This is a genomic window from Bosea sp. 124, from assembly GCF_003046175.1.
In the GTDB taxonomy this organism is placed as follows: Bacteria; Pseudomonadota; Alphaproteobacteria; order Rhizobiales; family Beijerinckiaceae; genus Allobosea.
Map to the genome: position 1 here is coordinate 206,540 of NZ_PZZM01000001.1, position 14,126 is coordinate 220,665.

At 67.4% G+C, this 14,126-nt stretch carries 14 protein-coding genes; 4 read left to right on the top strand and 10 right to left on the bottom strand.

Features of this window, described 5'->3' with window-relative positions; genetic code table 11:
* Nucleotides 1-17: 17 nt before the first annotated feature.
* From C8D03_RS01045 to C8D03_RS01090, 10 genes are all read right to left on the bottom strand, one after another.
* Nucleotides 18-572: an HK97 family phage prohead protease gene (locus C8D03_RS01045; protein ID WP_108044603.1), complete on the bottom strand. Its 555-nt coding sequence runs from the start codon at nucleotides 570-572 to the stop codon at nucleotides 18-20.
* On the bottom strand, nucleotides 569-766 hold the full coding sequence (locus C8D03_RS01050; RefSeq protein ID WP_108044604.1) for a hypothetical protein: 198 nt from the start codon (nucleotides 764-766) through the stop codon (nucleotides 569-571). The genes C8D03_RS01045 and C8D03_RS01050 overlap by 4 nt, the downstream gene beginning before the upstream one ends.
* Nucleotides 763-963, bottom strand: a complete 201-nt coding sequence (locus C8D03_RS01055; RefSeq protein WP_108044605.1) for a hypothetical protein — start codon at nucleotides 961-963, stop codon at nucleotides 763-765. Before C8D03_RS01055 ends, C8D03_RS01050 begins: the two co-directional genes overlap by 4 nt.
* Nucleotides 960-2,144, bottom strand: coding sequence for a phage portal protein (locus C8D03_RS01060; protein ID WP_108044606.1), 1,185 nt, complete (start codon nucleotides 2,142-2,144; stop codon nucleotides 960-962). Before C8D03_RS01060 ends, C8D03_RS01055 begins: the two co-directional genes overlap by 4 nt.
* A gap of 151 nt (nucleotides 2,145-2,295) precedes the next feature.
* Nucleotides 2,296-3,576 (bottom strand): DNA-packaging protein, encoded by a 1,281-nt coding sequence (locus C8D03_RS01065; protein WP_465246421.1) that lies wholly within the window; start codon nucleotides 3,574-3,576, stop codon nucleotides 2,296-2,298.
* Nucleotides 3,536-3,940 carry a hypothetical protein gene (locus C8D03_RS01070; RefSeq protein ID WP_146170026.1) on the bottom strand — a complete coding sequence of 135 codons (405 nt, stop codon included), beginning with the start codon at nucleotides 3,938-3,940 and terminating at the stop codon, nucleotides 3,536-3,538. Before C8D03_RS01070 ends, C8D03_RS01065 begins: the two co-directional genes overlap by 41 nt.
* A 160-nt stretch (nucleotides 3,941-4,100) precedes the next feature.
* A complete protein-coding gene (locus C8D03_RS01075) occupies nucleotides 4,101-4,682 on the bottom strand; it encodes an LOG family protein (RefSeq protein WP_108044609.1) in 582 nt (193 codons plus the stop codon).
* Nucleotides 4,679-6,076, bottom strand: coding sequence for a dipeptidase (locus C8D03_RS01080; protein WP_108044610.1), 1,398 nt, complete (start codon nucleotides 6,074-6,076; stop codon nucleotides 4,679-4,681). The genes C8D03_RS01075 and C8D03_RS01080 overlap by 4 nt, the downstream gene beginning before the upstream one ends.
* 301 nt (nucleotides 6,077-6,377) lie before the next feature.
* On the bottom strand, nucleotides 6,378-6,749 hold the full coding sequence (locus C8D03_RS01085) for a hypothetical protein (RefSeq protein WP_146170028.1): 372 nt from the start codon (nucleotides 6,747-6,749) through the stop codon (nucleotides 6,378-6,380).
* A gap of 72 nt (nucleotides 6,750-6,821) precedes the next feature.
* Entirely contained in the window at nucleotides 6,822-8,363 is a 1,542-nt protein-coding gene (locus C8D03_RS01090; RefSeq protein ID WP_108044612.1) for a helicase HerA-like domain-containing protein, read from the bottom strand.
* A gap of 173 nt (nucleotides 8,364-8,536) precedes the next feature.
* Here C8D03_RS01090 and C8D03_RS01095 point away from each other — a divergent pair, with 173 nt between their 5' ends.
* The 4 genes from C8D03_RS01095 (at nucleotide 8,537) to scpA (ending at nucleotide 14,088) form a co-directional block, all read left to right on the top strand.
* Nucleotides 8,537-8,923 (top strand): DUF2267 domain-containing protein, encoded by a 387-nt coding sequence (locus C8D03_RS01095; protein WP_108044613.1) that lies wholly within the window; start codon nucleotides 8,537-8,539, stop codon nucleotides 8,921-8,923.
* A gap of 185 nt (nucleotides 8,924-9,108) precedes the next feature.
* A complete protein-coding gene (locus tag C8D03_RS01100; protein ID WP_248308306.1) occupies nucleotides 9,109-11,088 on the top strand; it encodes a methylmalonyl-CoA mutase subunit beta in 1,980 nt (659 codons plus the stop codon).
* 13 nt (nucleotides 11,089-11,101) lie between these two features.
* Nucleotides 11,102-11,926: a bifunctional hydroxymethylpyrimidine kinase/phosphomethylpyrimidine kinase gene (gene thiD / locus C8D03_RS01105; RefSeq protein WP_282568535.1), complete on the top strand. Its 825-nt coding sequence runs from the start codon at nucleotides 11,102-11,104 to the stop codon at nucleotides 11,924-11,926.
* A complete protein-coding gene (scpA, locus tag C8D03_RS01110; protein ID WP_108044615.1) occupies nucleotides 11,923-14,088 on the top strand; it encodes a methylmalonyl-CoA mutase in 2,166 nt (721 codons plus the stop codon). The genes thiD and scpA overlap by 4 nt, the downstream gene beginning before the upstream one ends.
* The last annotated feature ends 38 nt before the right edge of the window (nucleotides 14,089-14,126 follow it).

Consider the following 14,126-nt stretch of genomic DNA (forward strand, 5'->3'; position numbering starts at 1 on the left):
CCTCGGGTGGAACGGGTTCAGGAGCGGGCAAAAGCGGCTTGGCCAGAGGCGGCTCGGGCAGAGGGCGGCGTGCAACGCAGTGCCTTGACGGCGGTGACGCGCGCCTGCGGCAGCATCGGAAAGGTGACGATCGAGACCTCCCAGAGATCGACCCGCTCCAGCCGGCGCAGGCCGCTGCGCGGCTCGGTGCGGGCCTTTTCCGAGCGGAAGCCGATCGAGAGCCCATCGACTGCGCCCTCCCGCATCAGCGCATGGATCTCGCGGGCACGGGCCACGGCCAGCGAAAGCTGGCCGCGAACGAAGAGCCCGCGCCCATCCTCGGCGAGCGCGACCCAGCGCCCGATCGGCTCGGCCGGATCGTGCTGCCAAAGCAGCTTGACGCCCCCCGGACCGCGCCGAACGAGGCTGTCGCGGAAGGCCCCGGGCTCGACCACGTCCTTGCCGAGATCGGCGATGCCGAACAGGCTTGCATAGCCCTCGAAGAGACCGTCGGGCCTGATCCGCGCCGGCGGCAGGGGCAGGAACTTGGATTCGCGTGCGAAGGGCCCGGTCGCAAGAGCGCTCCTCATCATCGGGCGCCCTCCCCGCCCTTTCCGGCTCGGGCCTTGCCGAAACGCGCCGCGCCGCCTTCCAGCCGGGCCAGGTTGCGCACGAAACGGCTGAAGATCTCGGTGTTCGCAGGCCCGCGCTGCGGTTTCTGCGGCGGCGACCGGCCAGAACTGGAGGATGGCGGCGGCGACGGCTTCTTTTCTCCGGAACGCGTCATGGCTGGTCCCCCTCGTGACGGGCGTTGAAGCGGTTGAGTTCGCGTACGAATTCGTCGAAGCGACGGTTGGCGGCAGTCAGTTCACGCAGCACGAAGAAGGCGAAGGCCGAGGCCGAGGCGGCCCAGAGCAGCAGGCCGAGATGGCCGACATCGGCGCGCCCGACAAAGGCGGCGACGATCTGTTCGAGCAGGTTCATGAGCCCGTCCCTCCGGCCGCCGGCGCCCGGCCGTAGCCGACCGCCTCGCGCTTCTCGTCCTCGCCGAGGAAGGTCGCGGCGGAGAGCCTCCGCCAGAGCGATTCCCGCTCCTCGGCGAGCGCCTCGATGGCATCGAGATCGGGCTCCAGCGTCAGCTCGCCGCCGAAGGCCGGACCAAGCCATTGCGCCAGCGACTGCGCCGTGCGCCGGACCAGCGGAATCGCGGTCTGGCGCCAGAAGGCGCGATTGGCCTCGGCGAAATTGGCATGGGTGTTGTCTCCCGGCAGGCCGAGCAGCAGCGGCGGCACGCCGAAGGCGAGCGCGATCTCGCGTGCCGCCACGCCCTTGGCGGCGACGAAGTCGAGTTCTGCCGGCGTCAGCGAGAGTGGCTTCCAGTCGAGCCCGCCCTCGAGCAGCAGCGGGCGGCCGGCATTGCGTGCGCCCTGGAAACTCTCTTCCAGTTCGGCCTTCAGGCGCTCGAACTGCGCCTCACTGAGACTCGCACCGTCCGGGCTGTCATAGACCAGCGCGCCCGACGGCCTCGCCGCATTGTCGAGCAGGGCCTTGTGCCAGTGGCTGGCGGCGTTGTGGATGTCGAGCGAACAGGCGGCAGGCTCGATCGGCGAGAGGCCATAATGGTCGTCGACCGGGTGGAACAGCGTCAGGTGCAGGATCGGCGGCACGCCGCCCTCGTCTTGCCGGAAGCGGATGGTGTCGCCGCCGACCGTATAGTCATAGGCTTCCGGCCAGCCGTCGCGGCCGGGTACGATCCGCATCCGGTCCGGCCGCAGCGCATAGAGTTCTCGTGGCTCGTGGCCTGCGCTGGCCGCCTCGACATAGGCGTTGCCAGCGACAAGCAGATGGCCGAACAGCGTCTCGCGGAAGGCGATGCCGCCCTGGCGCGGATTGGGCCTGTCGATCAGGGCCAGTGCAGGGTGCTCGGGCACCTCGCGCGCACCAACCTTGGCGACGAGCGGAGTCTGGGCCGCCGCCTCCGCGATCAGCCGGACACAACGATGCACGACCGGGTTGCGCTCATAGCCCTCGCGGGCGAGCGCCGCATAATCGCGCGGCGTCCAGACCGGACGCCCCGCCTCGTGCAGGGCGATCAGCGGCCCGACGCGCGAGCGCTTGCGTTCCGGCGCGGCGGGGCCGCGCAGGTTGCGAAGGAAGTTGAGCATGGAGGTCTCGCTGTTGGGTGCGTTGAACGCGTGTCGTCATGCTCGGGCTCGACCCGAGCATCTCCCGCCGAGAGATTCTCGGGTCTGCGAGGAATTTATCCCTGGTCCAGCCATAGCCCGGGCCCGAGGGCTCCGCCCGAGAATGACGCTGTCAGATTCCCCTCACCCGCGGCCGGCCCTTCGGGCCCAGCATGAGATGGGTCAGTGCCCAGACCAGCGCGTCGAGCCGGTCCGGCGAGCGGCCGGAGCTGAGGCCGCCCGGCCCGAAATCGCACATCTCGTCCTCAAGCGCGGGGAAGGTGCCGGCATGGCGTACTCTCCCCTGCGCATAGAGTGCGGCGACTGGCTCGGCCCGCAGATATTTCCCGCGCGTCGCCCTGACTGCGGTTACCGGCACGCCCGCATCGACCTCGCCGATGACGGAGGTCGCCATCTCGCCGCCCTGGTTGACCTCGACGACCAGCGCATCGGCCTCGAAACGCCGGTAGAGCGCGACGGCCTTTGCCGCCCATTCATGCGGGCGGGCGCCCGACACCGTGCCGTCCTCCAGCACATGGCCGAAGCCATCTCGATCGATGCCGGCCACGACCAAGCCGCAGGCATCCGCCCGCTGCGAGGACGAGGCGGGAGGATCGACCGCGACCACGATCCGCGCCAGGGTCGGCGCCGCGGCTTCGCGGCAGGCCTCGATCATGGCGCGCGTCCAGAGCGCGTCGGCGCTCTCCTCGACCAGTTCGCCATCGAGTTCCTGCCGGCCGAGCCGCGTGCCGCCATAGGTCTGCGTCACGCTGCGGATGAAGTCGGCCGCCAGGTTGAAGCGGTTCGCGCTCGTACCCGCGCGGCTGAGCGCGACATGCGGATCGGTCAGGAGACGCTTGATCAAGGGCACCGGGCGCGGCGTCGTCGTGACGATCTGGCGCGGCCTGTCGCCGAGGCGAAGCCCGAATTGCAGCATGTCCCAGCACTCCTGAAGGTTTGGCCATTTCGCCAGTTCGTCGGACCAGGCGGCACCGAATTGCGGGCCGCGCAGCCCTTCCGGGTCTTCCGCCGAGAAGGCCTGCGCGATCGCGCCGTTGGGCCATTCGAGACGCCGCCGCGACGGCGACCATGTCGGTCGTTCCCAGCGCGTGTGGATCGAAAGCAGTCCGGAAACACCTTCGATCATCACATCGCGCACCTGCCCTTGCGTTTCGCCGACGAGGGCGATGCGGCCGGAGAACGAGCTCGCGAAGGGTGACAGGCCGAGAGCCATGCCCTTGATCCATTCCGCACCCGTGCGGGTCTTGCCCGCGCCACGCCCGCCCAGCACCAGCCAAACCGCCTTGTCGTCGGCACCCAGCGCAGGCTTCTGGTCCAGCCTTCCCCAATAGATCCAGTCGTCGACGACGACCTCAACCAGATCCGGCGGCAATTCCGGAAGCAGGCGGCGCAACAGCCTCGCCTGCGTCTTCAGCGATAAGGCGCTCCATGCGGCGTGCCAGCTCGCGGCGCAGTTCGGCGACATGGCGCAATCCGGCGGTAGACGAGAGATCATCGTTCGACTTGTCCTCCCGGCCCAGTGTGGCCGCCTCGAGCGCCACCAGCTCGCGGACGGTGCGGGCGAGAACCGCCAGCGCCTTGGCATCGGCCTCGCTCGCCGCCGCTCCCTTCGGCAGTTCGTCGAGACGCGCCTCATGCGCGTCGAGCTGACGCTTGGCGGCCCGCCACAGCTTCGTCACCACGGCCTTGCGGCCAACGGCCAAGCGCTTGCCCTTCGCGGCCGGCAGCGCCAGCGCATCGTCGTCTTCATCGGTCATGGACATCTCCGGCGGCCAGACATGCCAAAGCCGCCGGCTGAGGGGCGCGGCGGCTTGCTTCGTCTGGTCACAGTTCGTGAGCGTTCCCGATGTCTATCCGATCAGCGTCACGGTGTCAAGGATTAATTTCCTACAGCTCTGAAGGGCAGATCGGCCGCCGTCAAACCTGTTCCTTCTCGACCCATTTGTAGGTCGCGGCCGGGACATATTGCTCCATCCTGTCGAGCAGGGTCGCGGGCTGCGTATCGGTGATCGCCATGGCGCGGTGGGTCTGCTTGAGGAAACCCGCCTCCACCGTGTTGTCCAGGAACGCCGCCAGCGGATCGTAGAAGCCCGCGACGTTGAGGAAAGCGAGCGGTTTGTCGTGGATACCGAGCTGGCCCCAGGTCCAGATCTCGAACAGCTCCTCGAAGGTGCCGATGCCGCCCGGCATGGCGATGAAGCCATCGGACAGCTCCGCCATCCGCGCCTTGCGGATATGCATGGTCTCGACGACCTCCAGCCGCGTCAGCCCGTAATGGCCGACTTCCTTCTCACGAAGGGCGCGGGGGATGATGCCGTGGACCTCGCCGCCGGCCGCCAGCGCGGCGTCGGCGACGATGCCCATCAGCCCGACCGCGCCGCCGCCATAGACCAGAACCATGCCGCGCCGGGCGATCTCCGCGCCCATGGCGCGCGCGGCATCTGCATAGACAGGTTCGTTTCCGGGATTGGACCCGCAGAAGACACAGACCGATTTCATGAAACAGCCTTTTCGGCACCGAGCGCCTGCATGATCCGCGCCCAGGAACGCTGGCCCTTGTGGAAGGACGAGAGGTCGTATTTCTCGTTGGGCGAATGGACACGGTCGTCGTCGAGTCCGAAGCCGACCAGCAGCGTGTCCATGCCGAGCAGGCGCTTGAAATCGCCGACGACCGGAACCGAGCCGCCCGAGCCGATGGTCACGGCCTTGCGGCCCCACTCCTCGGTCAGGGCGGCGCGCGCGCTGGTGAGTGCCGGCGAATCCAGCGGCACCGCGATCGCAGGCGAGGCGCCATGCTCGATGAAGCTTGCGGTGACGTCGGCCGGGAGGCGTGCACGCACGAAAGCCTGGAAGCTGGCTGCGATCTTCTGCGGATCCTGCTTTCCCACCAGGCGAAACGAGATCTTGGCGAAGGCTTTGCCGGCGATCACGGTCTTGGTGCCTTCCCCGGTATAGCCGCCCCAGATGCCGTTGACGTCGCAGGTCGGGCGCGACTGGATCTGCTCGATCAGCATGCGGCCCTTCTCGCCGATCGAGTGTTTCAGGCCGATCTGGCCGAGGAACTCCGCTTCGGTGAGGTTGAGATCGGCCCAGTCCGCCTTCTGCTGGTTGGTCGGTTCCTCGACGCCCTCATAGAAGCCCGGCAGCGTGATCTTGCCGGTCTCGTCATGCAGGGCAGCCACGATGGTCGCCAGCACATAGATCGGATTGGCAGCAGCTCCGCCGAACAGCCCCGAATGCAGGTCCCTGTCGGCGCAGGTGATCGTGACCTCCTGATAGACCATGCCGCGCAGCGAGGCGGTGATCGCCGGGGTTTCGCGATCCCACATGCCGGTGTCGCAGACGAGGGCGAAATCGGCCTTCAGCTCCTCCGCGTTCTCGCGGACGAAGGCCGGCAGGTTGAGCGAACCCGATTCCTCCTCACCCTCGACCATGATGGTGACGCCGATGGGCAGATCGCCGGTCTCGGCAAGCGTCGCCCGCATCGCCTCGACGAAGGTCATGACCTGGCCCTTGTCGTCGCAGGCCCCGCGCCCGACGATGACCTTGCGACCGGGCTCGATCTCCCTGACCACCGGCTTGAACGGCTCGGTGTCCCAGAGTTCGAGCGGATCGACCGGCTGCACGTCGTAATGGCCATAGAACAGCACGTGCGGCGCACCGGGCTTCGGGCGATGGCCGAGCACGACCGGATGGCCGGGCGTCTCGCGCAGGCCGGCGGTGAAGCCGAGCGATTCCAGATCCCTGGCCAGCCATTCCGCGGCGCGGCGGCTGTCGGCCGCGTAGGCCGAGTCGGTCGAGATCGAGGGGATCTCAAGCCAGGAGGAGAGGCGCGCGAGCGAACCCTCGAGATCGGCATCGAGACGGGCGAGGATGGCGGGGAGCTTGGACATGGCACTCGGCAAGGCTGGGCTCACGAGCGAACGGGAGCCGATTCAGATGGCGCCATCATGGCAAGGCTTGGCGGGTAAGGTAAGTCAGCCTACCGACCGAGGCCGCGCAGCGTCTCGAAAAGCTGCTGTTCCTGTTCCGCGGCTTGCAAGCGCGTCGCGGAAAGCACTGCGAACACGACCCACATCACGGCTTCATTCGCCATACGCGCCTGTCCAGGCAGAAGGTCTCGCCGGTTGATCCCGAAGTGACCGAAACGACCACATCGTCGTGCAGCGCGAGGCAGATTCGATGTGAAGCGCTCTATTGCACGACCACTTCGTAATTGAGCCTCGCACAACCCGAGCCCCACGTGTCTTTTCCGCATATATAAATGACGTAGTTATCCGACCCTGAGAACCCGGCCCTCGGAATGTAATAGAACGTCACCTCTCCGATCTGTCGCAATATTCCGTTCGCAGGAGGTTTCAGCGCGACGATCTTGTCCATCCTCCAAGTGCCTGCCACCTGATAGGTATGGCCGCATCCCTGTGCGTTCATCGTGGCGTGCAGCGTCACCCGATCGTTGGTATTGAGATACCACTTCGGTCCATTGACGACGCACTCCGCCGCCGCCGGCGAACAGCACACGAGCAGGGTCATAAAAATCGAGCAACGGATACGCGCGACTTCCACAGTTCCTCCTCGTCAGCCGAAACGACCGACCGTACAGAGGATACACCGTTCGCGCACGCTCAGCAGCCTGCCTTAGCGCTTGCCACCCATCATCGAGCCCAGCACGCCGCGCAGGATCGCGGTGCCGACCTGCCGGCCGATCGAAGTCGCGGCCGAGCGCGCTGCCGAGGTGATGATCTTCTCGGTCATGCTCTGCGGCAGGGCGCCACCCCGGCTGCCGGGGCCGGTCTTCGGCCGTGGCGCATTCGAATTGCCGCCGAGCCAGCCGCCGATCGTGTCGAGGATGCCGCCATCGCCCGTGGTCGAGGCCTCGATCGGCTCGCCATCGGGAGTCAGGTTCTTGCGCTTCATCAGCTCTTCATAAGCCGAGTCGCGGTCGACCATCGTGTCGTACTTGCCCTTGAAACCGGACTCGTTCAGCGCCTGCTGGCGGATCTGGACAGTGCAGGGACCGACCTGTGCCATCGGTGGGGCGATCAGGGTGCGCTCGACGATGGTCGGCGTGCCCTTGCCCTCCAGCGTCGAGGTCAGCGCCTCGCCGACCGCGAGCTGCATGATCGCCTCGGCGGTGTTGATCTTCGGGTTCTGGCGAAAGGTCTCTGCGGCGGCCTTGACCGCCTTCTGGTCGCGCGGGGTGAAGGCGCGCAGCGCGTGCTGGACGCGGTTGCCGAGCTGGGCCAGCACGGTGTCGGGAATGTCGAGCGGGTTCTGCGTCACGAAATAGACGCCGACGCCCTTCGAGCGGATCAGGCGGACGACCTGCTCGACCGCCGTCAGCAGCGCCTTCGGCGCGCCGTTGAAGAGCAGATGCGCCTCGTCGAAGAAGAAGACGAGCTTGGGCTTCTCCAGATCGCCGACCTCGGGCAGTTGCTCGAACAGCTCCGAGAGCAGCCAGAGCAGGAAGGTCGCATAGAGCCGCGGATTGGCCATCAGCTTGTCGGCCGCCATGATATTGACGATGCCGCGGCCGTAGCGGTCCAGCTTCATCAGATCGGCAATGTCGAGCGCCGGCTCGCCAAAGAACATGTCGCCCTTCTGGTTCTCCAGCACCAGCAGCGCGCGCTGGATCGTGCCGACGGTCTGCGAGGTCACGTTGCCGTATTTCGTCGTCAGGTCCTTGGCGTTCTCGGCGATGAAGCCGAGGATCGCGCGCAGATCCTTGAGATCGAGCAGCAGGAGCTTCTGCTCGTCGGCGATGCGGAAAGCGATGTTGAGCACGCCCTCCTGCGTCTCGTTGAGATCGAGCAGTCGCGCCAGAAGCAGCGGCCCCATCTCGGAAATGGTGGCGCGGACGGGGTGGCCCTGCTCGCCGAAGACGTCCCAGAACACGGTGGTGAACTGGTCGGGTTCGTATTTCACGCCGATCTCTTCGGCGCGCTTGACGAAGGGTGGCTTGGAATCGCCCGGCGCCGCGATGCCCGAGAGGTCGCCCTTGATGTCAGCGGCGAAGACCGGGACGCCCGCTTTGGCGAAGCCCTCGGCCATGACCTGCAGCGTCACGGTCTTGCCGGTGCCGGTCGCGCCCGTCACGAGGCCGTGGCGGTTGGCGAGCTTGAGCAGCAGGTTTTCTGCCTTCCAGCTTTTGCCGATCAGAATCGCGCCGTCATCCGCCATGAGCCTGCCTGTTGTGCTTTCGATGGGTCAGGGCAAGGGTGTAGCGAAAGGCGCCGGCCGGCGGAAGCCCGATCGCGGCGCAGACTATCGGCTTGATCCAATCGTTGATATATGAACTATCTCGCCGTCACTCGCCGCAACCAATAGGATGAAGACCATGCAGGACCAACACCATGGATGAACTGATCTCCCGCGTGATCGCGGCCTCGGGCCTCAATGAGGAACTCGCCCGCAAGGCGATCGGCATCATCCTCGCCTTCCTGCAGAAGGAAGGCCCCCCGGCCGAGATCGGCGAGCTGATGAGCGCGCTGCCGGGTGCGCAGGACCTCGCCAATGCCGAGGGCGGCGCCAAGGGTGGCTTGATGGGCATGGTCGGCGGTCTGATGGGTGGTGGCGGCGGCGTCATGGCGCTGGGCGGCCAGTTGATGGGCGCCGGCCTCTCGATGGGCCAGATCCAATCCGTCTCGAAGGAGATGTTCGCGGTCGGCCGCGAGAAGGCGGGCGAGGACGCGATGGGCGCAATCGTCGGCGCCATCCCGGGGCTCGGCCAGTTCGTCTGAGCATCCATATCGCAAGGCAAGAGCACAACGCCGCCGCGAGGCGGCGTTGTTGTTTCGGGCCCCAGCCAGCGCGGCGCAGGTTTGCGCAGGCCCGGTGCGACGAAGTAGGAATGGTGATGCGTCGCCAGCCATGGCAATGACCGCCTCGCGACTGCACAAGCGGCAAGAGACGAGGATCGGCGCGCATGAAATCGGCCCCAGCATCCGACCTGCCCTTCATGGACGCCTTTGCCGCGCCCTCGCAGGAGGCATGGCGCGCCGCGGTCGACAAGGTTCTGAAGGGCGCCGATTTCGAGAAGCGGCTGGTCGGCAAGACCGCCGACGACATTCGCATCGAGCCGCTTTATGAAGCCGCCTCCCCGGCGCTCAGGCCGTTGCGCGGCGAGGCCGGCCGCTGGCATGTCGCCGTCCGCCTCGACCACCCCGAACCGGCGGAGGCGCAAAAGCTCGCTCTCGCCGATCTCGAAGGCGGGGCGGATTTCCTGTCCATCGCCTTTGCCGGCGCACGCGCGGCGCGCGGCTACGGGCTCGTCGCCGACGATGTCGCAGCACTCGACGCCAGCCTCGACGGCGCGATGCTCGACCTCATCCGGCTGCGCCTGGATCCGGCTCCGCAAGGCCGCGTCAATGCGCTGCTGCTGGCGGCCCTCGTCGAAAAACGCGGTCTCTCGCCCGACACGCTAACGATCGATTTCGGGCTGGACCCGATCGGACTTCTGGCTAGCCAAGGTTCCCTCGCGGCACCCTGGCCGGAGATCGGCCGCCGGCTCGCCGATACGGTCCGTGCTCTGAAGGCTCGCGGCTTTGCCGGACCATTCATCACTGCCGATGCCCGGCCCTGGCACGAGGCCGGCGCCAGCGAGGCACAGGAACTCGGCGCGATGCTGGCGACGGCGATCGCCTATCTGCGCGCTCTGGAGAATGAGGGCTTCCCGCTGGAGGAGGCGCGGGACGCGATCTCCTTCGTTCTCGTCGCCGATACTGACGAATTCCTGACCATCGCCAAGTTCCGCGCGGCGCGCCTGCTCTGGCAGCGCGTGCAGCAGGCCTGCGGCCTGTCGCCGAAGCCGATGATCCTGCATGCCGAGACGGCCTGGCGCTCGCTGACCCGGCGCGACCCCTGGGTCAATCTGCTGCGCGGCACGATCGCGACCTTCTCGGCCGGCATCGGCGGCGCGGATTCCCTGATCGTGCAGCCCTTCACCGCCGCGCTCGGCCTGCCGGACGGCTTCGCCCGCCGCGTCGCGCGCAACACGCAGCTCGTTTTGCTGGAGGAGGCCAATCTCTGGCGCGTCGCCGACCCGGCTGCAGGTGCCGGCAGCTTCGAAGCGCTGACGCTGGCGTTGTGCGAGCAGGCCTGGGGCGTGCTGCAAGGGCTGGAGCAGCGAGCCGCGGACGGCCTGCCCGGCATCGTTGCGGCCCTCGCCAGCGGAACCGTGCAGGCCGATCTCGCCAAGCAGCGCGAGGCACGGGCGAAGGCGATCGCCACCCGCCGCGAACCGATCACCGGCACGAGCGAGTTCCCCAATCTTAAGGAAACGCCGGTCGCCGTGCTCGCTGTCGCACCCGTCGGGCGGCCGACGCCGAGGACAGAGCTGCGCAAGGCTTCAGAGCAGGATCAGGGCGATCTCATCGACCAGCTCGCGGGGGGCGCGACGCGCGATGCGGCACTGAGTGCGCCGGAGGACAGCGTGCAAGCCCAGGCCCTGCCCTCGCAGCGGCTGGCCGAGCCTTTCGAGGTCCTCCGGGACAAGGCGGATGCCGCCCCGCAGCGCCCGGTCGTCTTTCTGGCGACGCTTGGGCCGATCGCCGATTTCACAGCGCGCGCCGGCTTTGCGCGCAATCTGTTCGAGGCCGGCGGACTGTCGGCACCAAGCGGCGGCGGCTTTGCGAAGGACGGCGTGACCGACATAGCGGCCCTCGTCGCAGCCTGCACCGCATCGGGCGCCCGCCTCGCCTGCCTCTGCGGTTCGGACGCCGCCTATGCGGCTGAAGGCCGTGCCGCGTCGCAAGCGCTGACCACAGCCGGCGCGACCGTCTGGCTGGCGGGTCGCCCCGGCGACATGGAAGCAGAGCTGAACCAAGCGGGTGTCACCTCGTTCATCTATGCGGGTGGCGATGTCATCGAGGCGCTCACGCGCGCCCATGCCATCGTCGCTGCCTGAACCGGAGCATGCCGTGACTGCCATCGCCCTGACCATCGCCGGCTCGGATTCCAGCGGGGGAGCCGGCATCCAGGCCGACCTCAAGACCTTCGCGGCGCATCAGGTCTATGGCGCCAGCGTCATCGTCGCGCTGACGGCCCAAAACACGAAGGGCGTCAGCGCGATCCATGCGGTGCCGGCCGATTTCGTCGCCAAGCAAATGGATGCGGTGTTCGAGGATCTCGACGTCGCGGCCGTCAAGATCGGCATGCTGGCGACGGCCGAACTGATCGAGACCGTGGCCGCCGGGCTGAAGCGGCACAAGGCGCGCCATATCGTGCTCGACCCGGTCATGGTCGCGGCCTCGGGCGCGAGACTGCTGGAGAACGAGGCGGTCGATGCAATCCGGCGCCATATCTTCCCGCTCGCGACCCTGATCACGCCGAACCTGCCGGAGGCCGCCGCCCTGCTCGGCAGCAGCGTCGCCGAGACCGACGATGCCGTCGAGAAGCAGGCCGACAGGCTGGCTGCGCTCGGTGCCGCCAATGTCCTGATCAAGGGCGGCCATGGCAGCGGCGACAGCAGCAGCGACCTGCTGCTGCTCGCAGGCGGCAGCCGCCAGCGCTTCGATGCGCCGCGCATCACGACCCGCAACACCCATGGCACGGGCTGCACGCTCTCGTCTGCCATCGCATCGGGGCTGGCGAAGGGGCTTCCGCTGCCGGAAGCGGTCGGCCACGCGAAGAGCTATATCTCGGCGGCGATCGCCGCTGCCGACGAGGTTCCGGTTGGCCACGGCCACGGACCGGTGCATCATTTCCACCATTGGTGGGACCGAACGGGCGGGAGCAAGCCATGACAGCCATCCCCGATTTCGCGACGCTGTCCTTTGCCGACGGCCATGCCCCGGCTCCGGTCGCGCCACCGTCCGGCGATGATTGGCTGACGCCGGAAGGCATTCCGGTGAAGCCGATCTTCACGGCGGACGACCGCGACGGCCTGCCTTTCGTCGAGACGCTGCCGGGCATCGCGCCCTATCTGCGCGGCCCCTACCCGACCATGTATGTCAACCAGCCCTGGACGATCCGGCAATATGCGGGCTTCTCGACGGCGGAGGATTCCAACGCCTTCTACCGGCGCAACCTCGCGGCGGGCCAGAAAGGCCTGTCCGTCGCCTTCGATCTCGCGACCCATCGCGGCTATGATTCCGACCATCCGCGCGTCGGCGGCGATGTCGGCATGGCCGGCGTCGCGATCGACTCGATCTACGACATGCGCACGCTGTTCTCGGGCATCCCGCTCGACCAGATGAGCGTGTCGATGACCATGAACGGCGCCGTGCTGCCGGTGCTGGCGCTTTACATCGTCGCGGCGGAAGAACAGGGCGTGCCTGCGGCGAAACTCTCGGGGACGATCCAGAACGACATCCTCAAGGAATTCATGGTCCGCAACACCTATATCTACCCGCCCTCGCCCTCGATGCGGATCATCGGCGACATCTTCTCCTACACCTCGGCCAACATGCCGAAGTTCAACTCGATCTCGATCTCCGGCTATCACATGCAGGAGGCCGGCGCGACGCAGGACCTCGAACTCGGCTACACGCTGGCCGACGGCGTCGAATACATCCGCGCCGGCCAGCGGGCGGGCCTCGGCGTCGATGCCTTTGCGCCACGGCTGTCCTTCTTCTGGGCCATCGGCATGAACTTCTTCATGGAGGTGGCGAAGCTGCGCGCGGGCCGGCTGATCTGGGCGAAGCTGGTCAAGGATTTCGGCGCGACCAACGAGAAATCGCTGCCGCTGCGGACGCATTGCCAGACATCCGGCTGGTCTCTGACGGCGCAGGATGTCTTCAACAACGTGCCGCGCACGATGATCGAGGCGATGGCGGCGACGCAGGGCCACACCCAGTCCCTGCATACCAATGCGCTCGACGAGGCCTTGGCCCTTCCGACCGACTTCTCGGCCCGCATCGCCCGCAACACCCAGATCGTGCTGCAGCAGGAGAGCGGCACCGGCCGGATCATCGATCCCTGGGGCGGCTCCTATTATGTCGAGCGGCTGACCGCCGAACTGGCGAAGAAGGCCTGGGCCCATATCCAGGAGGTCGAGGCGCTCGGCGGCATGGCCAAGGCGATCGAAGCCGGCATCCCGAAGCTGCGCATCGAGGAGGCCGCCGCCAAGACGCAGGCGCGCATCGACGGCGGCCAGCAGGCGATCATCGGCGTCAACATGTTCAAGCCGAGCAACGAGGCCTCGATCGACGTGCTCAAGGTCGACAACGCCTCCGTGCGGGCCCAGCAGTTCGACAAACTGCGGAGGCTCAAGGCCGAGCGCAGCGAGGCCGATGTCCAGGCCGCGCTGAGCGCCCTGACCAACGGCGCGAAGGGCGACGCCAACCTGCTCGACCTCGCCGTGAAGGCGGCGCGCGCCAAGGCGACAGTCGGCGAGATTTCGATGGCGATGGAGCAGGTCTTCGGGCGCCACCGGGCCGAGATCAAGTCGATCTCGGGGGTCTACAAGCGGGAGGTCGGCACGATGAACCCAGCCGTCATGCGCGTGCAGATGATGACGCATGCGTTCGAGGAGGCCGACGGACGCCGCCCGCGCATCCTCGTCGCCAAGATGGGGCAGGACGGACATGACCGCGGCCAGAAGGTGATCGCCTCGGCCTTTGCCGATCTCGGCTTCGACGTCGATATCGGGCCGCTTTTCGCCACGCCGGACGAGGCGGCGCGGCAGGGCGTCGAGAACGATGTCCACATCATCGGCGTCTCGTCGCTGGCAGCAGGACATCTGACGCTGGTGCCGGAACTGAAGGCCGCGCTCGCCAAGGCCGGCCGGCCCGACATCATGATCGTCGTCGGCGGCGTCATCCCGCCGCAGGATTTCGATGCGCTGATCGAAGCCGGAGCCTCCGCGATCTTCCCGCCCGGCACGGTCATCGCGGATGCCGCCGAGAAGCTGCTGGAAGACCTCAACGGCCGGCTGGGCTATGTCCAGCGCAGCGCCGCCGAATAACAGACAGGCGCGGCCGGCGGGCCGCGCCTGTCCCATGG

Bases quoted from the DNA above. Each gene is read 5' to 3' on its own strand.
- C8D03_RS01070 (WP_146170026.1), bottom strand. From the start codon at position 3,940: ATGACCGATGAAGACGACGATGCGCTGGCGCTGCCGGCCGCGAAGGGC.
- C8D03_RS01055 (WP_108044605.1), bottom strand. From the start codon at position 963: ATGAACCTGCTCGAACAGATCGTCGCCGCCTTTGTCGGGCGCGCCGAT.
- C8D03_RS01100 (WP_248308306.1), top strand. From the start codon at position 9,109: ATGAAATCGGCCCCAGCATCCGACCTGCCCTTCATGGACGCCTTTGCC.
- C8D03_RS01080 (WP_108044610.1), bottom strand. From the start codon at position 6,076: ATGTCCAAGCTCCCCGCCATCCTCGCCCGTCTCGATGCCGATCTCGAG.
- scpA (WP_108044615.1), top strand. From the start codon at position 11,923: ATGACAGCCATCCCCGATTTCGCGACGCTGTCCTTTGCCGACGGCCAT.
- C8D03_RS01090 (WP_108044612.1), bottom strand. From the start codon at position 8,363: ATGGCGGATGACGGCGCGATTCTGATCGGCAAAAGCTGGAAGGCAGAA.
- C8D03_RS01060 (WP_108044606.1), bottom strand. From the start codon at position 2,144: ATGCTCAACTTCCTTCGCAACCTGCGCGGCCCCGCCGCGCCGGAACGC.
- C8D03_RS01075 (WP_108044609.1), bottom strand. From the start codon at position 4,682: ATGAAATCGGTCTGTGTCTTCTGCGGGTCCAATCCCGGAAACGAACCT.
- C8D03_RS01045 (WP_108044603.1), bottom strand. From the start codon at position 572: ATGATGAGGAGCGCTCTTGCGACCGGGCCCTTCGCACGCGAATCCAAG.
- C8D03_RS01050 (WP_108044604.1), bottom strand. From the start codon at position 766: ATGACGCGTTCCGGAGAAAAGAAGCCGTCGCCGCCGCCATCCTCCAGT.
- C8D03_RS01095 (WP_108044613.1), top strand. From the start codon at position 8,537: ATGGATGAACTGATCTCCCGCGTGATCGCGGCCTCGGGCCTCAATGAG.